The organism is Leptospira yasudae (assembly GCF_003545925.1).
Taxonomy (GTDB): domain Bacteria; phylum Spirochaetota; class Leptospiria; order Leptospirales; family Leptospiraceae; genus Leptospira; species Leptospira yasudae.
In genome coordinates this window covers 320630-343026 of record NZ_QHCU01000004.1, presented here as the reverse complement: position 1 = coordinate 343026, position 22397 = coordinate 320630, and the positions used below count along the sequence as shown (strand labels likewise).

The following is a 22397-nucleotide window of genomic DNA, read 5'->3' as shown; positions in this document are numbered from 1 at the left end:
ATCATTCTTCCTTTAGAAATTTCTGATATAGTTCCGCCAATTCGGTCGGACGTTCCAATTGAGGACTATGACCGCAGTCTTTGAGTATCGTTCGTTTGGAATTTTTGATTCCCTTGAGCATCAAGTCGGAAGCGCTGATATGAATCACACGATCCGTGTCTCCCCAGACGATCCAGGTTCTCGCCTGAATTTTTCCGAGTCTTTCTTCAAGAGCGTTCAGCTGCGAACGGATTTCCGAATAAATTTTCGCGTTAAAATCCTGATTGGCGATCGCCTTGTCAGAAAAATAACTTTTTAAAAAACCGGGGATATACGGGGGTTTTACGAAGATAAACTTCATTAGAAAATCGAAATCTTCTTCGTTTTTCGCAACGAGAGGATTCTTCCCTTGCGCGAGATAGGTTCCCAATTCGCTGGTGATCGGAGATTTGACTCCGGCCGAATCGACCAACGCCAAAGTAAGAACTCGCTCCGGATACGTCGCCGAATACACGCCGCTTATGGAACCGCCCATCGAATTTCCAATGATATGAAACTTTTCTAATCCGATCGCCTTCGTGAATTCGTTCAAACGGGAAACCTGCGTTAAGATCGAATATTCATCCTCGGGTTTTCTTTCGTTCTCTCCGAAACCCGGAAGATCGGGGATGATCACGTGATACGAAGGCGTAAGGGTTCGGACAAACCGAGTCCAATTGTCCTTGTCCCCGCCGAAACCGTGAATCAACACGATCGTTTCTCCTTGTCCTCCCTCCAAATACGTCCAACGATAACCGCCGACTTGAATTTCCTTTCTCTCAACGTCGGATTGATTTCTTTCGTAAAAGAGTCCGCCGCCTACGAGCAGTTTGGTGCAAGAGGAAAGAAGAAAAAGAAGTACGAGAAACGAGGGGATGAGTCTGAAGGAAAACAAGAAAGGGAAAGAAGAGAATTTCGATTTCATTTTCAAATTCCTTAGAGAATTGGGAAAACGCCGGATCTTTCGATCCGGCCGCATCGAACTTAGATCGTGAATCGTTTTCTAAGTTCTCTCGCGTATGTCAAATCGTGAGTCAGCATTCGCAAGCGTTTTGCCAAGAAATGGGAAATCGCCTGATAGAATTTCAAGGATGCTTTGGAATCTTTTTCAAAGACCGCTTTGAGATGATCGTATGGAATTCTCAAAAGCTCGGAACGCTCCATCGCTTCGACCGAAGCGGAACGTTTTCCCGGATCCAAAAACGGAAGTTCTCCGAAATGATCTCCGGTTGCGATCGTGGTAACGTTGACGTCATCCCCCTTTTCGGTGGAGGTCAGCACTTTTAAGGTTCCGTAGATGACGACGAAAAATGCTTTCGCCTCGTTGCCTTCGTGGAAGATCGCGTCTCCCTGTTCGTACACTTTGTATTCGGTCTTTTCCGCGATCGCGGCTAATTCGTCTTCCGTAAAATTAGAGAAAAGATAGATCTCTTTTAAAATTTCTTCTTTTGTATGTTGCATAATATTTCCCGAAATGCGAGTGTAAATCTCAGTTTAAATAATGCAAGCAGGTTCCGAAATCGGAAGATCCCCTTCTTAAAAATGTCCTTAGTCTTTCCATCCGGAGAAATGCATTCGGAGAAAAAATCCGTTCTCCGCTTGAAAGAAAAGTTTCGCGTGAAGCTGCATGGAAAGCATGTCGATGAGTTTGAGCCCTAACCCGCTTTGTTTATTTTGCGCCTGATTCAGATTGAATCCGGTTCCCGTGTCCCGGTATTCCAACTCCACGCAGCCGTCCGCGTTTTTCAGATCCAGAAAAATTTCTCCGCGCTCCTGATCTCCGAACGCGTATTTTAAGGAATTGGTAAGAAGTTCGTTGAGAATCAGTCCGATCGGAATCGCACGGTCGATGGAAATAAAGAAAGAATTTTCCAAGTTGTGAAAACGGATTTTTCCGGCCTGCCCGTACACGGAAAGAAGATTGGAGGAAAGAGAAAAACAATAACTCTTCAGATCCACCTTTGCGAGATTGTCCGATCGGTAGAGCTCCTCATGAACCAGGGCCATGGACTTGACCCGAAGTTCGCATTCCCGTAGAACCTTTTGCAGATACGGGTCCTCCTTAAATTCGGAATGAAGACTCAGAAGACTCGAAACGATCTGAAGATTGTTTTTGACTCGATGATGAATCTCCTGCAGCATCAATTCCTTTTCCTTCAAGGATTCCTGCATGCGTTTCTGAGTGAGATTTCGTTCGGTCACGTCGTGTATGATCGAATACAGATGAATTCTTCCGTTGATCGAAATCGGTCCTGAAAATACTTCCACATCGCGAAGTTCCCCCGATTTCAAACGATGAATGAAATTGAAATACAATCGATTTTCGGAACTGGCTTTGAGCATTTCCGCTTTCACTTCTTCCGGATCGAGAATGTTCACGTCGTTGATTTTCAGTTTGAGAAATTCTTCACGGGAATATCCGTAAAATTCGAGAGCCGAGTCGCTCACGTTCACGAGCCTTCCCGTTTCTACGTCGATGATGAGTTTGATCGCCAGGTTCTTATGAAAGATCTGAAAAAATTGTTCCTCCAGTCTTTGCGTAACTTGCGGATCGGAAAAATGAATCAAAATCAGTTCTTCGCTTAACAATTCTGCGGAGGCCGCGAACGGAATTCCCACTTTCCTCGGATCGAGCAGAAACACCGTCCCGTTCCAAGGAAACGTCCGATTTCGAAAAAGATCCCAATGCTCGAAAAGATCCGCTCCCGTCAGCCGATGAAACGATTCGTAACCGAGTCGTTTTATAATTCCCGAATCGATCGAACGTATTTCCCCGTTTTTGGAAACCAGAATGGAAACGGTGAGAGATCCCTCCGAATCGGGATCGGAATCTTCCGGCGAAGAATTTGCGTTTGGCGGATTCATACGGGCGAACCCATAGGATTGCCGAAATCTCCAAAACTGCAAATGAAATTTACCGGTTTGGAAGTCGGATTCCTGCTTTGTCAAAAAATTTCGCCGCAAATTCCGTTTTAGGAACCGCTCCTGATTTCCGGATTTTATTTGAATCGTTCAAAAAAAATGATTTGCTCTCCCGAAAGCGGGGTCCGAACTTGCAAGAAGTTGAAAAATTATAGCGTTTGCTACAGGAAATTTTATGGAATTTTTAACTGAAAACAAGGAATTGATCGGAATTCTCATGATGCCCGTTACTTACGGGTTTGTCGGTTGGTTTACCAACGTGGTCGCATTGAAGATGACCTTTTACCCGTTGGAGTTTGTAGGAATTCCTCCGTATTTGGGCTGGCAGGGAATCGTTCCTAAAAAGTCCCAAAAACTCGCCTTAAAATCGGTCAATATCATGACCGAACGTTTGATCAAGGTCGAGGATTTCTTTTCCAAGGTCGATCCGGATCAGTTGGAAAAGGAATTTCAGCCCGTTCTCGACAGGCTCGTTCCCGAAGCAACCCGCGAAATCGTCCATCATATCAATCCTTCTTTGCGTTCCAAATTGGAAGGGGATGAAGAAGCGAGAATCATCTCCGGCGTTCAGAAAAAGAGCGAACATACGGTTAAGAATATTATGATACAGGTAAAGGAGAACGTCTCGAGCGTATTCAACTTCCGCTCCCTGGTTCTCCGGAAACTGACCGGACCGAACGTAAAACGAATCGTGGATATTTTTCAGGAAGTCGGTTCGAAAGAATTCAAATTCATCGAACAATGCGGCTGGTATCTCGGAGGTGCGATGGGAATTCTCCAGGCGCTCGCTTGGAATCTCTTCCCGTATTGGTGGACCTTGCCGATCCAGGGAGTCGTGGTCGGTTACATCACGAACTGGGTCGCTCTTACGATGATCTTTCGTCCCCTCTATGAAAAGAAGATGGGACCGATCCGTTATCAAGGACTCTTTTTAAAGCGACAAGAAGACGTTTCCAAAAAGTATTCGAACGTGTTCGCGACTCAAGTGTTGACCGCGAGAAACGTTCTCGAAGAGATTCTTTACAAACGCGCCGCGCGTTCGCTCGTCGAAACCATCCAAACCGAAACGGAAGAAGCAGCGAAACGTCTTCATCTGGGCGGAGGATTGGATTCCGAAACGAGCAACGAGAATTCCGAATTCGAAACCACGAAGAAGGAAGTCATCACAAAGGTTTCCGAAACTCTCGCGAATAGTTCGAACAAACTCGAAACGTATATGGGAAGAGCGATGTCCATCGAGAACAATATGTTCAAACGAATGAAGGACCTTCCGCCGGAAGAATTCGAACCGATTCTCCGTTCCGCGTTTCAAGAAGACGAATACGTTCTCATTCTCATCGGATCGGTGTTAGGCGCCGTTGTCGGTTTGATCCAAGGGCTTTACATGCTCTACATCTCTTAATACGAATATGAAATCGATTCGATTAGCGGAAGATTCTCCCGAACACTTTTTGAAAAAAGTTCAGAAGGCGCTCAACGGAAAGGAATTAGGCAAGATCGTAAGTTTTCAACTCGAAGAGGAAAAACTTACGATCCGTTTTGCGGGTTTGGGAGAATCGAGGATTTGGTATTCCATCCGAAAATCACAAACCGGTTACGAAGCGGTCAAACTCAAGGAGAAGATCGCGTTCACTCATATCGCGTTTCGATCCGGAATCGAATCGGAGTTAAGAAGCTTGATGGAAAGATTCGGAGCGGAAATAACGGACGAATGAAGAATTCAGTCTCCGCTTCCGGTCCCCGATCGATTTCAAAACCGTTACAAATCCCGATCGGAAACGGAGAACACTTGGCCGCCGAAGTCTACGGCAAATTCCCTCTTCCCAAAAATTCTTCCGCTCCCGTGATCTGCATTCACGGGTTGACCGGAAATCTCAAAAACTTCGCTCCTCTCGCGCGCGATCTCGTCAAACAAGGGTTAACCGTAATCGCATACGATTTGAAAGGAAGGGGAAAATCATCAAAACCTCGTTCTCCCTATTCTCACGAATCGCATGCGGACGATTTAAAGTCTATGTTGGATTTTTTGAAAATCGAAAAAGCCAATCTTCTCGCACATTCGCTCGGTTGTTGGATTTCTCTTGCCTTTGGAAAGAAATATCCGGATCAAACCGGAAAACTTTGTCTGATCGACGGAGGCGGACAACTTTCCCTAAAACGAAAACTTTCCAATCTTCTGATGATTCAAGAATCTCTGAAACGCCTGGGAAGAATCTTTCCGTCACGGGAAACGTATCTCCAACTCGCGAAAGAATCCCCGATTCTCGGATCTTGGAACGAAGACGTGGAAACCTTTTTGAACTACGAATTGGAAGAAGTCGACGGAAGCGGCAACGGACGAGCCGGTTTTCAATGCAGCATCCCGAAATACGTGATCGACTCCGAACTTTCCAGCATGGGAGGCGCGATGAATCCTTGGGAGATTCCGATTCGTTTAATCAAGAATCCGATTGCAAGTTTTCGAACATTCAAAAAAGCGAAAGCGCTTCCCTACTCTCAAATCGTCTCTCCCGTGCTTGTGATTCGCGCGGGCAAACCGAATTTCAGAAAGGGAGACGAACTCCTTCCCGATACGGCGATCTCCCTCTTTCAAAAAGAATTAAAATCCTCCGTCTATCTGACGCTTCCGGACAAAAATCATTACGAAGCCATCCTAACTCCCGATCTCAAACGGGACGAGACCATCGCCTGGTTTTTTCGTACATACAAAGGCTAAAATTCCCAATCGAAACCGAGAAATAATCGGAAGAAGCACCGGCGAACAAAAAAATATTTTAGAATTAAAGAATATTCTAAATTCAGAATCAATCCTGATGGATCAAGAACGAAGCGCGTTAGAGAAAAATTTGATTCTCTTCTTTGGAGCCGGAAAGTGAAATCCAAGCCGAAGTTTTCCAAATCAAAGCCGACAACAAAAGCAGAAGAAAACCCGCCAGGATCCGATTGTATTTTTTCGGAAAGATAAGATCGGAGGTTCCGGATTGCGGAATCGATCCGCGTTCGTATTTCATCTTAGATTGACTCGCAATCTTTTCAATCCCGCTGACATGCAGCACCGGAATTTTTCGTTCCAAAAAAAACTTCAAAACGGAATCGGGAAGTTCCGAAACGTCCTCTTCATTCACCACGATTCCTTTCGGAATTTTCTTTTTACCGAGACTGGTTCCGGAAGATACCGTTCCTCCTCCGATATTCACATACAATGCCGCGTTCGATTTTCCGTAGACTTCCATGCGTTTGCGGAGAGAATCCTCGAACGAATCGGATGATAAATACGAATATCCGTTTCTGCGGATCGAAGAAAGAATTTCGTCACGCCCTTCTTTTCCGATACCGATCCCTAAATCGGAAATTCCTCCCGTGGACATATAAATCGATTTTTGGAATATACGGTTTTTCTGATAGAGTTCGTTTTCCAGATCGGGCCAGAGAAAACCGATTCGATTGGCCCCATACTGGGAGGAAGAGACGCTTGCAATCGATACGACCTTCAACCCCATCGCATCGGCCGCGATCCAAAACGAAATATTGAGAGCGGGAAAAGAGCCGGACATTCCTACCGCAATCGTATCTCCTTTTTTTAGATTCGCATTGCGAAATTGTTCCAGAAACCAGGCCGCGAAATCGGGATGCACCGAAGCTTGTTTCGCGGAAAGTTTACCGGCGGAACTCGTAACGGGAGAAAGCTCCGGCCCGATCAAACCCGAACCGGATGGATCCAAGTTCGGAGCGATTGCAAGGTTTTGAGACAAGGCCTTTTCTCGAATTTTCAGAAATGCTTCGTACGTTCTTTGACTGGCGTTGTATTTGATCTCCGCATCGGCAACCGATACGGCGGAAGGAAAAAATTCGACCGCAAACAGACCGAGAATCGATCCGAATGCCAAAAGTAAAATTCCGATCGTAGACCGATCTATCCGCAAACGAATCGACGCCATACAGTCTTTCATCCGCGAATCGCCTCTCCGAACACGAGGATCAAAAACAGACGCACCAAAACGGAAGCCGTTAAGATCGCGGAAGCGGTTCGAAACACGCCTTGTCTTTCCGCAGAAAGAACGATCAGACCGGGAACAATATGGCCTATCGTTCTGGATTCAAATTCCATTGTATTCGAAAAATAGAATGTAACAAGGAAGTCCGAAAACAAAGAAAACAAAATCGAAAGTAAAAGAATAAAAACCGTTTTTCTCTGACCGAAACTCAGAAAGAACGATTCGGAAAGACGATAGACGACGAGCGTTAAAATCGAACTTAAAAACAGAGGAATCAAAACCCAAGGACGATCCAAATACAACGCAATATAACCGGGAACAACCCATCCGCCCGGATGCAGTCCCGTTCTTTCCCAAAGCAAAAAACCGAATAAAATTCCGATTCCGATGGATACGGTTACGAGTTCCATTCGTTCCCCTGAAACGAAGCGAGTTTGTCCGCCGCATCCTGCATCCAAATTCTTCCCTTGCCTTGATAGTTGCCCGCTCCGATCCAAAGATTTGCATCCGACGCAATGTTTTGCGGTTCTAAAATCAACGTTGCGTTTCCTCGATACCGGGATCGAAACAAAGAAAACCAAGGACCCCAAAAAAGAATCTCTTTGATTTCCGTTCGCTGGGAAAGGAAACTTGCAAACTCGACGGTGCGCAACGGTCTTTCCCGTTTCGAATTGAAGACAACGACAACGAAACCGCCGACCGACGTAGCAAGTTGCGCTTTCAAGATTTGTTCCCAAGAGATTGTGTCGTTGGCCGCAAAAGCGAAGACAAAGGTTTTTCTTTCTGCTTCGGTTTTGATCGTTTGGACGCGCAATGCTCCCGGATCGGGCGCACAGCTCGCAATCCCTTTCACAATCGCCTCTTCGGTTACGCCTAACGTTTCGCAAAGCCGGATCGCGATTTCCACATTCTCTTTATGTTCCGGATACCGCATCGTCCGCAAAACGGAGTCGATCCGTTCCGAAGAAAACGAGGAGTCCGCATTCAACATCGAGCTTCGATTTTGTTCCGCGCTTCTTCGTAAAATTTCGTTTTGTTCTAAATTCTTCCCAACGATAAGTACGCCGTCCTTGGGAATCGTATGTGCAAACGAATACAAAGCGGTTTCTTCCGTATCGATCCATTCTCCGTGATCGTTTCGAACGTTCGTGATCACGGAATGCGTTGCGGAAATCAAAATTTCTTCGGATTCCTTTTGATACCTCGGTTGAACGGCCATACATTCCATCACAACCGCGTCCGAATTCTTCCGTGCGGCAAACCGCAAAAAAGATTTTTGTTCCGCGATGGAAATCTTATTTCGAAAGATCCTTCGTTCGCTGCGGTTCGGAAATAACAAACTCGCGGCCGAACCGGTCGTCTTTGCGTAAACGTTCCAACCCGCTTCGACAAGAATCGAATGGACCAATCTCGTAACCGAAGATTTTCCCCTGGTTCCGTTGATATGAATTCGAATCGGAATTCGTTTTTGAATCGAAAGATGATTTCTTTTTTCGATCCAAAGAGCGGCGCAGAAACTCAAAAAGATAAGACTGAAAATCGCGATCGCAAAGGGCATAACAAAGTCAACGTTCGGGCGAATCCAAGGATATTAAAATGGCCGTAATATCGTCTTGTATTTTTTGAGTTCCGAGATGATCCATGAGGCTTTGTAATATCGAAGGGATCGTTTCTTCCATAGGCTCGGTGAATTTTTCCGCGAGAATTTTCTGAACGGCCAGTTCGCCGAATTGTTGTTTGTCGGAGTTGAACTCTTCGTAGATTCCGTCGGTGAGCAGAAACAAACGGTCCCCGTGCTGATAACTCAGTTTAAAAACTCCGTATTGATTGCCCGGGTCCAAACCCAACAAGGAACCTGTCCGATCCAAACCCATAACCAAGTCTTTGGAAAGAAAAAATTGTGGAGGATGTCCTCCCGATGAATACACGATTTTTCTGGCAACCGTATCGATGTCCGCGAGAAAACAGGAAAAGAACATCCCGATATTTCCGAAGTTTCTACAGTATTCCCGGTTGAATTCTCCGAGAATCGTTCCGGGATCGGCTTCTTTCTTTTTGATCGATTCCAAAATCCCTTTCAGAGTCATCGTCAAAAGTGCGGCTTGCACCCCGTGGCCCGTCGCGTCCGCGAGAAAAATACGCAACACACCCGGCCGGATCTCGAAAAAATCGTAGAGATCCCCTCCCACTTCCATCATCGGTAAATACGCGGAATGAATCCGGATTCCCGCGATCGAAGGAATCTCGGGAAGAATTTCCGACTGAAGCCGTTTGGCGAGACTCAATTCTTCCTTCATTCCCTTGTAGTAGTTCGCAAGAAGTCTGGATCGTTGTCTTACCTTCTCCTCCAACCGTTCGAGAAGTTCCTCTTTTTCCCGGTCCATCTTTTTGAGAGTCTGATTGGCCCGTTTCAACTCCATTAGAATTCTATGTTTTTCTGATATATCTCGAATGATGATGTGATATTGATAATCCTCGGGCGGTCCTGTCACGGAAACGGAGACTTCGGAGATCAGAATCGTTTTGTCCTTTCGGATCAAACGGATCGGACCGAACGGTTTTTGTCTTTTTTTATCCGGTAACTTGGCGACGTTCCTGAGAATCCGATAAAATCGGTTTCGAATCCGGAGCGGGAATTGGTGTTCGATGGAATTCCCGAGAAGTTCGGATGCGAGAAAGCCGGACATATTTTCCGCGGCGGGATTGATGAGAAATACGCGGAAATCCTTATCGAGAGAAACGATCGCGTCGATCGCAGAATGAAATAGAATCGAATAACGTTCCTCCGGGTCGTAACTTTTGTGTTCTGATCGCGTGGAACCGGTCATGGCGGGATTCGGGTTTTAAAGAGAGTCTATTAGAATGTCGTGATTCTCCCCTAAAGTCAAGGATCTTTCAGAAAGATTCGGGTAGATCCACGTAAAAGCGGGTGGTTCCGTCCGTGCATTCAAAGGAGAGATCCCCTCCCATTTCGCGGACGAGATTGTAGGAAACGGTCAAACCGAGTCCGGTTCCTTTGCCGATTTCCTTTGTGGTGTAAAACGGATCAAAGAGCTTGTGTCTGTTCTCTTCGGAGATTCCCGGTCCCGTATCTTCGATGATGGTTCGAACGAAATTCCGATCTCCCTTTTTGAACTTCTGCCAATATACGGTGACGGTTTTGTCTTTGGCGGAATCGGGGTTGCTTTCGATCGCGTCCTTTGCGTTCGTCAAAAGATTCAAGTAAACCTGTCTGAGTCTTCCGGCGGAACAAACCGCGTAGATCGGAATGTCGAGCGAAGGCGCGACGGTTTCGATTCCCGCTTTGCGAAACCCGCTCTTTAACAGACCGAAGGTGGAACAGAAGACTGTGGTCAGATCGTGGACCTTCGCTTCTTCCTTTTCCAAACGTGTGAAGGTGAGCATGTCCTTGACGATCTCGGAAATTCGATTGCTTTCCTGCAGAATGATTCCCGCGTATTTGCGGAGAGGATTTCCGGTTTCGATTCCGTTAAAGACCATCTCCGCGTAATTGATCACTCCCATCAAAGGATTGTTGATCTCGTGCGCGACCCCGGCGGAAAGAGTTCCGATCGCTTCCAACTTTTGTTTTTGAACCCAGGAATCGGCGGGTTTTTCCAAATCGTTTCCGAAGCTCGGTCCCACAACTGCATCGTAACGGACAAAGGGTCTTTCTTGAAACTGAGGAGATTCCAAATACGCGAAGATCTGCAGCTCATCCGGATCGAACGCAAAGGAAACCATGAATTCTTTTTTGAATCCGTGTTTGGTGAGAATGAAAACGGAATACGCCGGAGTTTCATCCAGGACGTTTGTGGAAGGCCACAAAGAAGGATCACAGAGATTCGGCTTAGAAGTTTTGAATTCGCAGATTCGGTTCCAATACTCGATTCCCTCTAGTTCCGATTTGGAATAACCGAAGGATCGGGAAAAGGCCGTGTTGACTTTTCGGATGAGAAGCGTCGGCTCTAAGATGCAGGCCGGTACCGGGGAATGTTCGAAGAAGTTGTAAGACATCCGGTTTTAAGCTATCACAGTGGGAAAAGCCCCTCCTTGTATGATAGATTAGAACCGGAAAGCGTTTAGAATCTAACGTCAGAATCCGGTAAATTCTGTTTCAAAAGAATAGAATTCTCAGTACACTTTGAGTAATTCTACTTCAAAAATGAGAGTTGAATTCGGTGGAATCGCGGCCCCCGCTCCTCTCGAACCGTAACCGAGTTCGGGAGGAATGGTCAACTTGCGGATTCCGCCTTCTTTCATACCGCGAACCCCGCGGTCCCATCCTTTGATGACTTCTCCCGCTCCTAGGTTGAACGTGAACGGAGTTCTTCTGTCTCTGGAACTGTCGAACTTCTTTCCGTTTGTAAGAGTTCCCACATAATGAACGGTCACGTTCGAACCGGAGAAGGCTTCCTTCCCTGTTCCGACACGAATGTCCTTGATGACGAGATCTTCCGCGAAGGCCGGAGCCGACACAACGAACAAAATCGCCAGAATCCATAAAGCACTTACTGATTTCATTTTCCTCTTCCTCCGGTTCTTCTTACGGTTGCGCCTCCGGAAAATCCGCCCTTCGACTGATTTCCATGAATCTTACCGGAAGAAGCTCCTCCGCCTTTGAGAGTTTGTTTTTTCTCGAACTCTTTTTTTAATTCTTCAGAATCGACTACGGCGATCTGTTTGCCTTGGATTTCTTTTTTATTCAAAGCCGCGACCGCTTTCGCTCCCGCGGCGTCTTCCATTTCAACGGATCCATAGGACAAGGAACGGCCCGTGGTTTTATCTTTTTTAATATGCGCTTCCTGGACGGTTCCAAACTCCGAAAAAATCTTTTTTAACTCGTCCTCGGTCAACTCCTGAGGCAGATTTCCTACTGATATCTTCATGATTTTTCCTTCTCGGGAATCAATTTGCAAAATCCAATTCTATTGAAAACCAAATTCCAAACCGCGAAAAACAAAACGAACGGGTTTGTATTTCTCTCCCATTAAAGAAATTTCCAAAGAAAGGGGAATCCGGAATCCTGGGGCTTATGGCCGATTTTTTTCAATTGAATCCCGGTGAAATTCTTACCTTAGTCGAAAAAGCGGGATACGAACCCTCCGGTCATTGTATGGCTTTGAACAGTTTGGAGAATCGAGTGTTCGACCTGCGGCTCGAAGACGGCTCTCATATCATCTCCAAATTCTACCGTCCCGGACGATGGAACGACGAACAGATTTTGGAAGAACACGAATTCCTACGGGACTTGCAGGAAGCCGAAATCCCCGTTTGTTGTCCTTTGGCTTTTGAAGACGGAAGCAGCCTGGCTTCGTTTCAAGACGAGATCTATTATTCGTTTTGGCCCCGGGTCGGAGGAAGATCGCCGGACGAACTCAGTCCGGAAAATCTTCGGATTTTGGGAAGGCTTCTCGCGAGAATCCATAACGTCGGTCAGGCGAAACATTTCGAACATAGAATCTCTTTGGATTCTTTGACCTATGGAACCTATCCGTTGGAAACGTTGCTTCGGGGAGAATGGATTCCTTCAAGCTGCAAAAAAGAATACGTAGAAACCGCGAATCGGATCTTCGACCTCTTCCGTGAAAAGATCGAATCGGTTCCCTTGCATCGAATCCACGGAGATTGTCATAAGGGAAATCTTCTCTTCGGAAAGGACGGCTGGTTCTTTGTGGACTTTGACGATTGTTTGAAAGGTCCGGCGGTTCAGGATTTTTGGATGCTTCTTTCCCGAGGAAAAGAAGGCTTGGAAGAAAGAGAACATCTTCTTTCCGGCTACAGAGAATTTCGGGATTTCGAAGAACGGTGGTTTGATCTCGTGGAAATTCTGCGCGCGATGCGCTTCGTACATTATTCCGCCTGGATTTCGAGCCGGTTCACGACCGATCCTTCGTTCCCGGTCGCCTTTCCCCATTTTGCGGAAAACGAATACTGGGAAAAAGAAACCTTAGAACTCAAAGAGCAATACAAACTCATCGTGGATTCCTTAGGGGGGAAACATTTCTTTTCTGTTACAGATTCTCTTCCCGAGGAAGAAGAACTTACCAATAAGGATTTTTTTTGGGATTTGGAAGATTAACCGGTTGATTTTGTAACGGAAAAGTAATAATCACGGATGGGTTTCCGGCAAAATTTCAGTTGTCCGATGCCCCCGATCAAAAAGACTCAAAAGAACTCGAAACAAGAGTCGAAGCGAAAAAAACTGTAGATTCTACAAAACAATAAACGGAAGCGTTTCATGGACTTTTTTTTAATTATCGTTGTTCTCATGGCGATTCTCGGAGTCGGAGATCTCTTAGTCGGAGTTTCGAACGACGCCGTAAACTTTACGAATTCGGCCGTGGGTTCCAAAGCCTCCTCTAAAAGAATCATTCTGGTTGTCGCCGGAATCGGGATTATCCTCGGCGCTCTTTCTTCCACAGGAATGATGGAAGTCGCGAGAAAAGGAATTTTCCATCCGAGCGGATTCGCGCTCCAGGATCTGATGTTCTTATTCTTAGCGGTGATGTTGACGGACATCGTTCTTCTCGATCTTTACAACACGTTAGGACTTCCCACGTCGACTACGGTGTCCCTGGTCTTCGAACTTTTGGGAGCGGCCCTTGCGATCGCGTTCTTAAAAACCGGAACCTTAAACGGAGCGTTTCAGATCATCAACTCGGAAAGCGCCTTGAAGATCATCTTCGGAATCATCACGAGCGTGATCGTGGCGTTCTTTTCGGGAATGATATTGCAGTTCGTTTTCCGATTCATCTTCTCCTTCAATCTGAAGAATTCGATGAAATACTTCGGAGGATTGTTCGGCGGTCTTTCCATGACGACGGTGGCGTTTTTTACGCTTTTATCCGCGATGAAAGGTTCCACCGTAATTCCGCCGGAAATCGTTAAATACATCAACGAAAACTTTACGAACATTCTTTTGGTAACGTTCGCGGGATTTGCGATCATTTTCCAATTCCTAGTATTATTAGAATGGAATATTCTAAAATTCTTAGTTTTAGTCGGAACGGGTTCTCTCGCAATGGCGTTCGCGAGCAACGACTTAGTGAACTTCATCGGGGTTCCTCTCGCGAGTTTCGCGACCTGGACCTTGATCCAAGCGGGAGGCGGAGACGCAAGCGCTCTTGCAACCGGACTGGCAGGAAACGTTCCTACTCCGAACTTCATCCTTTTGGGAGCGGCTTGTGTGATGCTTTTCCCGCTTTGGTTCTCCAAAAAAGCGGAAACGGTGACACAAACCGAAGTAACCCTCGGTTCCCAGGGAGAAACATTAGAAAGTTTTAATACGAGTTTGGTGGCCCGCGTGTTCGTTCAGATCGCTCTCGGAATTTACACTCCGATCAAGGCGATTCTTCCCGCAGGAGTACGCAACTTTATCGGAAAACGTTTCGAACAAAGAAACGGTTTTGCCGAAATCGTAAAAGTTCACGAAACCGAAGCGTTCGACTTGCTCAGAGCTTCCGTAAACATTCAGATTTCCAGCGCATTGATTTTGATCGGAACCCTTTACAAACTTCCTCTTTCGACCACCTTCGTAACCTTTATGGTGGCGATGGGAACGTCTTTGACGGACGGCGCTTGGAACAAGGACAATGCGGTCAATCGAGTGAGCGGGGTTTTGACCGTCGTAGGAGGTTGGTTCTTCACAGCGATCATCGCTTCGGCAACCGCCGGAATCATCGGATCAATTCTTTATATTTTCGGATTTTCTTCCGTGATCGTTCTCGTGCTCGTGGCGGCGCTTTTGATCTTCCTCTTCGGAAGAATCCACAGAAAGCGTCAGGAAACCTACGATGAGAATCTCGAAAAACTCATCACTTTGAAAAAACATCCGGAACGCGCCCTTTCCAGAACGATCTCTTCCATGCTTGCAAGCTTGAGCGTTGCGAGAAAGGCGTTGAACAACGCGTGTGCGGGTTACGTAAACGGTAAAAAGAAGAATTTCAGACAAACCCAGAAACTTCTGAAAGATCTAAAGAAGATGAGAGAGAATTCCCTCTCCAGCTTCTTGTCGATCGCGAATAAACATCTGGAAGAAGACGATCTTTCATCCATTCATCCGATCACCGAGTCGATCAATCATTTGGATCGAATCACCGAAAGCATCTGGAACATCCTGAGAACCTCTTCCAACGGAATCAGCTCCTTCCACGAAGTTTCCAAAGACGAGAAGGAAGAAGTCAAGGAACTCAGAAAGTCCGCTACGAACCTGATGGAACTGCTCGCGGATTCGGATAAGTTCCCGGATCTTTTGGAAAAAGCGAGATCGGAAAAGAAAACCAAAAATCTCGAAAAAATCAAACAGAACATCTACAAGAGTCAGATGAAACGGATCAAGAAGGGAGACAGCAAACTGAAATCCAGCGTTTCCTATTTCGTGATCATCGACGAACTGATCGACATCAACGAAAACCTTCTCTCTCTCGCGGAAGAATTGAGCGTTGCGATTCCTTGGACCGAAAAGAAAAAAATCGAATTGCAAAGCAAATCCCTTCTCGCTCTGAAATCGGAAGAAAAGAAAAAGAAGAAGTAAGTCGATTCTCCCTCTGCTTGCCCCTCGATGCGGACTGGACTTTTGGTCCTGCGCGGGGCAAGTCCCGATTCCGCCGTCTCCGCTTTGAACGAATGTGAAACGCTCGTATTAATGGGGCTTTTCGAAATCTCCAGTGACCCATTTCAAGTCGACAGGTTCCCAAAAATTCGTTAGTTCTTGAAAAAATACCCACATTTTGAATTTTAGTCTCAAAATCAATTTTTTAAAACAGAGTCGAAAATTATGATGAGACAATTTCTTACCGTTCTCCTTGGAGTCCTCTTTTGTACGATCCCGATCGTTTCACAAACGAACCAAGAGCCGAACGAAAATTCCGTTCCGAAAAAGGAACCAAGCAAACAGCAAGGGAATTCGGAAGAAGCTGACGAAACCTCGGAAGAATCCCGCTGGAAAAAAACGGAAATCAGGGTCATAGGGGAAAAAAAGGATCTCAAACGAATTCCTGGCTCGGCTACGATCATCGGTAAAAAATATTTAGAACAAGCCAGACCAATGGACGGAATGGAAGTATTGAGAAGGGTCCCCGGTGCGTCCATCCGCTATCAAGACCCCGCAGGATTGACGATGAACCTGGGCTTTCGCGGAGTTAGTAACGAAGTTTCCAGAAAGGTCCTGATTTTAGAGGACGGTTTATTCACCTCTCTCAATCCATACGGTGAACCGGAAATGTATTATACCCCTTCCATCGAAAGGATGGAAAGAATCGAAGTCGTAAAGGGCTCCGGTTCGATTCTTTTCGGACCGTCCACGATCGGGGGTGTCGTAAATTTCATTACGAGAAGACCTCCTAAAGACCCTACCTTTTCCGTTCAAACCATCGGCGGTGAAAATCGTTACCTTTCGAGTATGATCAATTACGGGGGAACTTTCGGAAACACCGGATTCGACATCAACGTTCTGAGAAAACAAGGTGACGGATTTAGAAATCACCAAGGTTTTTTCGTCAACGAAATGAACCTGAAAACGGTACATCAATTGAACGAAAAACATTCCCTAACGACCAAAGTCGGTTTTCATCAACAGGAATCGCAGGCGACTTATATCGGTTTGACAACGGGGATGTTCCAGCACAATCCCAAAGACAATCCCGCCGAAAACGACAAACGGACCATCGAGCGTTATTCTTTTTCTCTAGGTCACGAATGGAATTTAGGCGATAAGACCAAACTCATCACTAGAATTTATTCCGCTTATACGCAGAGAAACTGGGCAAGACAGGAATACTCCCGAAATTCATCCGCGAGTTCGACCCGCCCCGTGGACACTCTCAACACGTTTGACGGAGAACCGTTTACTTCCCGATACGGTGATACGGTCTGGATGAGAGGTACAAACGCTCACAGAGATAGGACTTATAAATTTGCGGGAATCGAATCCAAACTGGAGACAGAATTCGATACCGGTTCCCTCAAACATGAATTGGATCTCGGAATCCGCTATCACTACGATTCAGCCCGAGCACAACTCCTTACGGGACCTAGAACCTACGACGCGGCTTCGTATCCGAACGGATATCCGAACCCTCCGATTGTTCCGATCGAGTCTCGAACCAGTCTTGCAAAAAGCGGAGATCTAAGGGACGACGAACAGAGAACCGCGAAAGCCCTTTCCGTCTATGTGCAGGATAGAATCCGTTTCACGGAAAAGTTGTCCGTAATTCCCGGCGTACGATACGAGTCCTTTACTCAGAGCAGGCTTATCATGAGAGGAAGGCAGAACTTTGACGAAATTACGTTCAATTATACCACCGGTTCGAATCCTACCTTTCAATTCGACAAGGAAGGAAAGACCACGCAGCAGATCGTCTTGCCGGGATTCGGGATTACATACGATCTTTTCGATCATTTTACCTGGTTTTCGGGAATTCATCGCGGTTTTGCGCCTCCACGCTATGAATCCGCAATTTCCCCTACGGCACAAGACCTCGCCCTAAAGGCTGAAAAATCCTGGAATTATGAAACGGGTGTAAGGGGAGATATCACTGAGTATCTGAACTTACAGGTGGTCGGATATTTTCTGGATTTCCAAGACCAGATCATCAACAGTTCCGCAGCGGGAGGAAATTTAGGCGCACGACCGATAAACGCGGGAAAATCCCAACACAAAGGTGTGGAAACTAACTTTACGTTCGATTTCGGAAACTTCTTTCATTGGAACATGAACGTTCCGTTAGACGTTATTTACACGAGAAACGAGGCGAAGTCGAACCAATACACCTACAATCTAGACGCATGGATCAAAGGTAATACGGACCCTCTCCTCCATAAAGACACGAACGGAAATTGGCTTCCTTACGTTTCAAAGGACGTAGCGACTCTTGCCATCGGGATCATTATGAAATCCGGTTTTTACGTAAGGGCGGAATGGCAGTATTTTTCCAAGCAGTTTCACGACTTGCAAAATACCAGATCCGTTTATTGGTACGACACTGCGGCCTCGGACAGTCAAATAAAGAGTTTGCTGGAATATAACAATATCAAGTCGGACTCTGACGGTCTTAACGGAGTCATTCCCGCTTACGAACTTGTAAACGTCAACATGGGATATAAAAAGAATAACTGGTCCTTATTTATTTCCGGAAAAAATCTGCAAGACCGGAGATACATCTCGACTCGGCTTCCGGAAGGAATCCAACCGGGCTTGTTTCGACAAATCAACGTCGGGTTTACGATTCATCTGTAGATCCCCGTTCGATTGAGAACCCACCCTGTATTTCAAACCGCGCGGATGATCCCGATTTCGGGCCGCGCGGTTTTTTGTTTCCTATAAGAACGCAACTCGCAATCATTCCGGTCCGTTTCGAAGCGGAACGAAAAAATGGAATGAGCGCGTCGCTTCGCTAACGTTATGCGATTTTGGATTCTTTTTTGAGAACTAAGGTAGGAGTCACTCGGTCCGTGATCACTTCCGCCGTGATGATGACTTCTTCGATGTCCTTGCGGGAAGGAATATCGAACATCAGATCCAGCATGATGTTTTCCACGATCGCTCTGAGTCCTCTTGCACCGGATTCCCGTTTGATCGCGAGTTCTGCGATTTTGTCGATCGCATCTTCGCGGAATGTGAGTTTCACGTTTTCGAGTTCGAGCAGACGAGTGTATTGTTTGAGAACGGAGTTCTTCGGTTCGCGGAAGATTTGTTTGAGCATATCCACGTCCAACTCCTGTAGAGTCGCGACGATCGGAAGTCTTCCGATAAATTCGGGGATTAAACCGAACTTGATCAAATCCTCGGGAATCACCTGTTCCATCAAAGAATCCTTGCTGTCGGCTTGGATTCTTTGTTCTTCCGAGCCGAAACCGATCGTTTTTACGCCGGTTCTGGATTTGATGATGTTCGGAAGATCCACAAAGGCTCCTCCAAGGATAAACAGAATGTTCTTCGTATCTACTTGTAAATATTCCTGATGCGGATGTTTTCTTCCGCCTTGCGGAGGAACGTTCGCCACAGTTCCTTCGATGATTTTTAAAAGAGCTTGTTGAACGCCTTCTCCGCTTACGTCTCTCGTAATCGAAGCGCTGTCGGATTTGCGGGCAATCTTATCGACCTCGTCGATGTAGATGATTCCCACTTCCGCTTTTTTGATGTCGTTGTCCGCGTTTTGAATCAACTTGAGAATGATGTTCTCCACATCTTCTCCCACGTAACCCGCTTCGGTAAGAGCGGTCGCGTCCACGATCGCAAACGGAACCTTTATGATTCTTGCAAGTGTTTGTGCGAGAAGGGTTTTTCCGCTTCCGGTCGGTCCGATCAAAAGAATGTTCGATTTTTCGATTTCGATATCGGATTTCTTTTCTTTCAGATTCACGCGTTTGTAGTGGTTGTAAACCGCTACGGAAAGGGCCTTCTTCGCGTGATCTTGTCCGATCACATACTGGTCCAAAATGGATTTGATGTCCGCGGGACTTGGAACCTCGCTGAATACTTCCGACTTCTCGTGAGTATGATCGTGATCTTCCGCTATGATTTCGTTACAAAGAGAAATACACTCGTCACAGATATAAACACCCGGACCCGCGACTAAACGTTTTACTGCATCCTGTTCCTTTCCGCAAAAAGAGCAGAATAGTTTTTGTTTACCGTTGGTTCCCGGTGTTTTCTTAGCCAAGGGATTTCTCCTTATTAAGCCTGTTTGCGGTCGATCTGAATGACGGTGTCGATGATTCCGTAATTCTTCGCTTCTTCCGCAGTCATATAAAAGTTTCTTTCGGTATCCTTCTGAATTTGCTCAACACTCTTTCCCGTATGTTTGTGGTAAATGGAGTTGAGAATTTCTTTCAGCTTGAGAACTTCTCTTGCTTGGATCTCAATGTCGCTCGCCTGTCCGGTCGCTCCGCCCATTGGCTGGTGCATCATGATTCTTGAATTCGGAAGCGCGGAACGTTTTCCGGCCGCCCCTCCCGCAAGAAGCAGAGCCGCCATGGAAGAAGCCTGTCCCAAACAAAGCGTTCTTACATCCGGTTTAATATACTGCATTGTATCATAAATTGCAAGACCGGAAGAAACGTATCCGCCGGGAGAATTGAGATAAAGATAAATGTCTCTTTCGGGGTTTTCGGCCTCGAGGAATAACAACTGCGCCGTAATCACGTTCGCGTAATCATCGTTGATTGCATTCCCGAGAAAGATGATTCTATCTTTTAAAAGGCGGGAAAAAATATCATAGGATCTTTCCCCTCTACTCGTCTGCTCGATCACATACGGGATTACACTCATGCTTTCTGTTCTTCCTTTTGGTTCAGATAGTCTTTCACTTGCGCAATACTCAATTTGTCAGTGTATTTCTTTTCTACAAGATCAAAGAGGGTATCATCCACCTTTTTTGCGAAAAAATTCTCTCGATAATTATCCATGAGTTTTCCCTTTTCCAGCTCTTTTTTAAGATCGGACAGGGAAATTTGGTAACTTGACGCAAGTTTTTCTAAATCTGCATCAAAATCCGCATCGGAATAGGTGATATTCTCGGTTTGCGCGATTTTTTGACGGGTAAAGAAGTGCTTGAGACGGGTTTCAGCCAGATTCTTAAAGGATTCTTGAACTTCCTTCAGATCCTTTTTGATCATCTCGGCGTATTTTTCCATGGTAATGTGCGGAAGTCTGAATTCGTGGATCATGTTATGGAACACGTGCTCGGATTCTTCCTTCACGTACGAATCAGGGAAGATATACTTGGAATCGTCGATGACTTCCTTGTAGATCTCCTCCATCTTTTTATTGCGGATTCCCTCTTCGAAACGTTCCTTCAGATTTTTGCGGATCTTGTCCTTGAGAGAATTTAACGACTCGGAACCGTCGAATTCGGAAGCGAGATCGTCGTCCACAGCGGGAAGTATGTTCGCGTACAAAGCCTTGATCGTAACGGAATATTCGAAGGTTTTACCTGCGACTTCGTTTTGGGAATAATCGTCCGGGAATTTATGGGAGAATTCCTTCTTATCTCCTGCTTTCAAGCCGTAGAGGTTTTCGTCGAATCCTTTCAGATTGCTTTCGTGACCCAGGTGATAGTCGTTGGAAGTATTGCTCGCGTTTTTCGGTTCCTGGCCCGTTTCATGAACCGTATATTCCATATCGATAATATCTCCGGAAGCGGCTACTTGCCCTTCTTCCTTGAGCTGTTTGCGTGCGAGTTGTTTGCGAATTGCTTCGATCTCGTCCGCAACGTCCGAATCCGCAACCGCGACTTCGGGAAGTTTTACTTTTACTTTTTTATATTTTCCGAGGGTAACTTCCGGATTGGTTTCATACACCGCGGTCGCGACGAGAGTTTTACCCGGTTGATAGTCTTGGATTTCGAATTTCGGAAAACGAACCATCGGATGTTCGAGTTTGGTAAGAATGGAAGTCATCCCGTCGATGATGAGATTGTTGATCGCGTCACTCGCAACCGCGTCTCCCAGTTGTTTCTTTACCAGGTTGAGAGGAGCCTTTCCTTGACGAAAGCCCGGAATTTTTACGTCTTTCTGTTTTTCTGCGTAGGTTTTATCAAAAGCTTTTTCGATGTCTGCAGCTTCGAAGGTAAGTTTAATATCAACGGTAGCGTTGGAATTTTTTTTTGTTTTATAGTCCATGATGCAAATCGGCCTGGGGAAGGGTGATATAAAAGAAAAAGCGGGAAACGGGATTCGAACCCGCGACCCCCTCCTTGGCAAGGAGGTGCTCTACCACTGAGCTATTCCCGCGATTATTTCAGGTAGATCCATGATTTTCCCCAAAAGTCCGGTGTAAACACACTTTTTGGAGAATCATCCTTTCTTCAGAATTTTTTGAACAAAGGGGAAAAGATTTTTCGCGAGGATCCGATGTCCTTCCGCAGTGGGATGAATTCCGTCTTTCTGATTCAGCTTTTTGATTCCCGCAACCCCGTCCATAAAGAACGGAACGAGAGGAAGATTCTCTTCCTTGGAAAGTTTCGGATACACGGCTTCGAATTTCTGACGGTATTCTTTTCCTAGGTTCGGAAACGTTTTCATCCCCACGAGAAGAATCTTCGCTTTCGGATTTTTCTTTCTCACTCTTGCGATGATCTCTTTTAAATTCTTCTGCGTTTGATCGGGAGAAATTCCCCGCATCGAATCGTTCGCTCCGAGTTCCAAAACGAACACGTCGAACCCGCCCGACATCGCCCAATCCAAACGCGCGAGACCGCCCGAGGTCGTGTCGCCGCTCATTCCCGCGTTGATCGCTTGGGAAGAAATTCCATTTTTGGAAAGTTCTTTTGCGATCAGATGAGGAAACGCTTCTTCGGGAGAAGAGAGCCCGAGCCCCGCAGTCAAACTGTCTCCGAAAAAAAGAATTCTTACCGGAGAGGAATTCGAATCCGCATGGATCGAAGTGAAACACAAAGAACACAGAATTATAAGGTAGGATTGGAAACGGATCATAACGAAGGTTACCTCCCGGAATTT

Annotated in this window: 20 protein-coding genes and 1 tRNA gene; 6 read left to right on the top strand and 15 right to left on the bottom strand. The window is 46.1% G+C overall.

What is annotated here, in order from left to right; genetic code table 11:
* Window position 1 precedes the first annotated feature (1 nt).
* The 3 genes from DLM76_RS13185 to DLM76_RS13175 all read right to left on the bottom strand — a co-directional run bounded on the left by DLM76_RS13185 (window position 2) and on the right by DLM76_RS13175 (window position 2883).
* The gene (locus DLM76_RS13185) at window positions 2-943 is read right to left on the bottom strand and encodes an alpha/beta fold hydrolase (protein ID WP_118965604.1); all 942 of its coding nucleotides are present in this window, start codon (window positions 941-943) and stop codon (window positions 2-4) included.
* A 59-nt stretch (window positions 944-1002) separates the two neighbouring features.
* Complete coding sequence (locus DLM76_RS13180; RefSeq protein WP_118955856.1) at window positions 1003-1479, bottom strand: Crp/Fnr family transcriptional regulator; 477 nt, start codon at window positions 1477-1479, stop codon at window positions 1003-1005.
* A gap of 87 nt (window positions 1480-1566) precedes the next feature.
* Window positions 1567-2883, bottom strand: coding sequence for a sensor histidine kinase (locus tag DLM76_RS13175; RefSeq protein ID WP_118965470.1), 1317 nt, complete (start codon window positions 2881-2883; stop codon window positions 1567-1569).
* A 232-nt stretch (window positions 2884-3115) separates the two neighbouring features.
* Here DLM76_RS13175 and DLM76_RS13165 point away from each other — a divergent pair, with 232 nt between their 5' ends.
* Genes DLM76_RS13165 through DLM76_RS13155 form a run of 3 tightly spaced genes read left to right on the top strand, consistent with a single transcriptional unit; the run spans window position 3116 to window position 5656 of the window.
* On the top strand, window positions 3116-4342 hold the full coding sequence (locus tag DLM76_RS13165) for a DUF445 domain-containing protein (protein WP_118965468.1): 1227 nt from the start codon (window positions 3116-3118) through the stop codon (window positions 4340-4342).
* A gap of 7 nt (window positions 4343-4349) precedes the next feature.
* Window positions 4350-4655, top strand: a complete 306-nt coding sequence (locus DLM76_RS13160; protein ID WP_118965467.1) for a hypothetical protein — start codon at window positions 4350-4352, stop codon at window positions 4653-4655.
* A complete protein-coding gene (locus DLM76_RS13155; RefSeq protein ID WP_118965466.1) occupies window positions 4652-5656 on the top strand; it encodes an alpha/beta fold hydrolase in 1005 nt (334 codons plus the stop codon). The genes DLM76_RS13160 and DLM76_RS13155 overlap by 4 nt, the downstream gene beginning before the upstream one ends.
* Window positions 5657-5774: 118 nt before the next feature.
* On the opposite strand, the gene pgsW is transcribed toward DLM76_RS13155, so the two are convergent.
* The 7 genes from pgsW to DLM76_RS13120 all read right to left on the bottom strand — a co-directional run bounded on the left by pgsW (window position 5775) and on the right by DLM76_RS13120 (window position 11854).
* Window positions 5775-6890 (bottom strand): poly-gamma-glutamate system protein, encoded by a 1116-nt coding sequence (pgsW, locus tag DLM76_RS13150; protein ID WP_429946420.1) that lies wholly within the window; start codon window positions 6888-6890, stop codon window positions 5775-5777.
* Window positions 6887-7345, bottom strand: a complete 459-nt coding sequence (gene pgsC, locus DLM76_RS13145) for a poly-gamma-glutamate biosynthesis protein PgsC (RefSeq protein WP_118965465.1) — start codon at window positions 7343-7345, stop codon at window positions 6887-6889. The genes pgsW and pgsC overlap by 4 nt, the downstream gene beginning before the upstream one ends.
* The gene (pgsB, locus tag DLM76_RS13140) at window positions 7333-8493 is read right to left on the bottom strand and encodes a poly-gamma-glutamate synthase PgsB (protein ID WP_118965464.1); all 1161 of its coding nucleotides are present in this window, start codon (window positions 8491-8493) and stop codon (window positions 7333-7335) included. The genes pgsC and pgsB overlap by 13 nt, the downstream gene beginning before the upstream one ends.
* A 7-nt stretch (window positions 8494-8500) precedes the next feature.
* Complete coding sequence (locus DLM76_RS13135; RefSeq protein ID WP_118965463.1) at window positions 8501-9763, bottom strand: SpoIIE family protein phosphatase; 1263 nt, start codon at window positions 9761-9763, stop codon at window positions 8501-8503.
* A gap of 67 nt (window positions 9764-9830) precedes the next feature.
* Window positions 9831-10952 carry a PAS domain-containing sensor histidine kinase gene (locus DLM76_RS13130; protein WP_118965462.1) on the bottom strand — a complete coding sequence of 374 codons (1122 nt, stop codon included), beginning with the start codon at window positions 10950-10952 and terminating at the stop codon, window positions 9831-9833.
* A gap of 117 nt (window positions 10953-11069) precedes the next feature.
* Window positions 11070-11459 carry an FKBP-type peptidyl-prolyl cis-trans isomerase gene (locus tag DLM76_RS13125; protein ID WP_118955865.1) on the bottom strand — a complete coding sequence of 130 codons (390 nt, stop codon included), beginning with the start codon at window positions 11457-11459 and terminating at the stop codon, window positions 11070-11072.
* Window positions 11456-11854 (bottom strand): RNA recognition motif domain-containing protein, encoded by a 399-nt coding sequence (locus tag DLM76_RS13120; protein ID WP_118955866.1) that lies wholly within the window; start codon window positions 11852-11854, stop codon window positions 11456-11458. Before DLM76_RS13120 ends, DLM76_RS13125 begins: the two co-directional genes overlap by 4 nt.
* Window positions 11855-11970: 116 nt before the next feature.
* Between DLM76_RS13120 and DLM76_RS13115 the strand changes: the two genes are divergently transcribed.
* The 3 genes from DLM76_RS13115 to DLM76_RS13105 all read left to right on the top strand — a co-directional run bounded on the left by DLM76_RS13115 (window position 11971) and on the right by DLM76_RS13105 (window position 18174).
* Entirely contained in the window at window positions 11971-13017 is a 1047-nt protein-coding gene (locus DLM76_RS13115) for a serine/threonine protein kinase (RefSeq protein WP_118965461.1), read from the top strand.
* A gap of 159 nt (window positions 13018-13176) precedes the next feature.
* The gene (locus tag DLM76_RS13110; RefSeq protein ID WP_118955868.1) at window positions 13177-15471 is read left to right on the top strand and encodes an inorganic phosphate transporter; all 2295 of its coding nucleotides are present in this window, start codon (window positions 13177-13179) and stop codon (window positions 15469-15471) included.
* Between the two features lie 246 nt (window positions 15472-15717).
* Window positions 15718-18174, top strand: coding sequence for a TonB-dependent receptor family protein (locus tag DLM76_RS13105; RefSeq protein WP_429945159.1), 2457 nt, complete (start codon window positions 15718-15720; stop codon window positions 18172-18174).
* 163 nt (window positions 18175-18337) lie between these two features.
* Here DLM76_RS13105 and clpX read toward each other — a convergent pair whose 3' ends face one another.
* From clpX to DLM76_RS13080, 5 genes are all read right to left on the bottom strand, one after another.
* Window positions 18338-19600 carry an ATP-dependent Clp protease ATP-binding subunit ClpX gene (gene clpX, locus DLM76_RS13100; RefSeq protein WP_118955870.1) on the bottom strand — a complete coding sequence of 421 codons (1263 nt, stop codon included), beginning with the start codon at window positions 19598-19600 and terminating at the stop codon, window positions 18338-18340.
* A 14-nt stretch (window positions 19601-19614) separates the two neighbouring features.
* Entirely contained in the window at window positions 19615-20208 is a 594-nt protein-coding gene (clpP, locus tag DLM76_RS13095; protein WP_002626411.1) for an ATP-dependent Clp endopeptidase proteolytic subunit ClpP, read from the bottom strand.
* On the bottom strand, window positions 20205-21560 hold the full coding sequence (gene tig / locus DLM76_RS13090) for a trigger factor (protein WP_118965460.1): 1356 nt from the start codon (window positions 21558-21560) through the stop codon (window positions 20205-20207). Before tig ends, clpP begins: the two co-directional genes overlap by 4 nt.
* Window positions 21561-21599: 39 nt before the next feature.
* A tRNA-Gly gene (locus DLM76_RS13085) sits at window positions 21600-21671 on the bottom strand.
* Window positions 21672-21734: 63 nt separating this feature from the next.
* On the bottom strand, window positions 21735-22373 hold the full coding sequence (locus DLM76_RS13080; protein ID WP_118956070.1) for an arylesterase: 639 nt from the start codon (window positions 22371-22373) through the stop codon (window positions 21735-21737).
* Window positions 22374-22397: the final 24 nt, after the last annotated feature.

Excerpts from the sequence above, each read along its gene's own strand:
- DLM76_RS13185 (WP_118965604.1), bottom strand. The coding sequence starts at position 943 with ATGAAATCGAAATTCTCTTCTTTCCCTTTCTTGTTTTCCTTCAGACTC.
- DLM76_RS13180 (WP_118955856.1), bottom strand. The coding sequence starts at position 1,479 with ATGCAACATACAAAAGAAGAAATTTTAAAAGAGATCTATCTTTTCTCT.
- DLM76_RS13175 (WP_118965470.1), bottom strand. The coding sequence starts at position 2,883 with ATGAATCCGCCAAACGCAAATTCTTCGCCGGAAGATTCCGATCCCGAT.
- DLM76_RS13165 (WP_118965468.1), top strand. The coding sequence starts at position 3,116 with ATGGAATTTTTAACTGAAAACAAGGAATTGATCGGAATTCTCATGATG.
- DLM76_RS13160 (WP_118965467.1), top strand. The coding sequence starts at position 4,350 with ATGAAATCGATTCGATTAGCGGAAGATTCTCCCGAACACTTTTTGAAA.
- DLM76_RS13155 (WP_118965466.1), top strand. The coding sequence starts at position 4,652 with ATGAAGAATTCAGTCTCCGCTTCCGGTCCCCGATCGATTTCAAAACCG.
- pgsW (WP_429946420.1), bottom strand. The coding sequence starts at position 6,890 with ATGAAAGACTGTATGGCGTCGATTCGTTTGCGGATAGATCGGTCTACG.
- pgsC (WP_118965465.1), bottom strand. The coding sequence starts at position 7,345 with ATGGAACTCGTAACCGTATCCATCGGAATCGGAATTTTATTCGGTTTT.
- pgsB (WP_118965464.1), bottom strand. The coding sequence starts at position 8,493 with ATGCCCTTTGCGATCGCGATTTTCAGTCTTATCTTTTTGAGTTTCTGC.
- DLM76_RS13135 (WP_118965463.1), bottom strand. The coding sequence starts at position 9,763 with ATGACCGGTTCCACGCGATCAGAACACAAAAGTTACGACCCGGAGGAA.
- DLM76_RS13130 (WP_118965462.1), bottom strand. The coding sequence starts at position 10,952 with ATGTCTTACAACTTCTTCGAACATTCCCCGGTACCGGCCTGCATCTTA.
- DLM76_RS13125 (WP_118955865.1), bottom strand. The coding sequence starts at position 11,459 with ATGAAATCAGTAAGTGCTTTATGGATTCTGGCGATTTTGTTCGTTGTG.
- DLM76_RS13115 (WP_118965461.1), top strand. The coding sequence starts at position 11,971 with ATGGCCGATTTTTTTCAATTGAATCCCGGTGAAATTCTTACCTTAGTC.
- DLM76_RS13110 (WP_118955868.1), top strand. The coding sequence starts at position 13,177 with ATGGACTTTTTTTTAATTATCGTTGTTCTCATGGCGATTCTCGGAGTC.
- DLM76_RS13105 (WP_429945159.1), top strand. The coding sequence starts at position 15,718 with ATGAGACAATTTCTTACCGTTCTCCTTGGAGTCCTCTTTTGTACGATC.
- clpP (WP_002626411.1), bottom strand. The coding sequence starts at position 20,208 with ATGAGTGTAATCCCGTATGTGATCGAGCAGACGAGTAGAGGGGAAAGA.
- tig (WP_118965460.1), bottom strand. The coding sequence starts at position 21,560 with ATGGACTATAAAACAAAAAAAAATTCCAACGCTACCGTTGATATTAAA.
- DLM76_RS13080 (WP_118956070.1), bottom strand. The coding sequence starts at position 22,373 with ATGATCCGTTTCCAATCCTACCTTATAATTCTGTGTTCTTTGTGTTTC.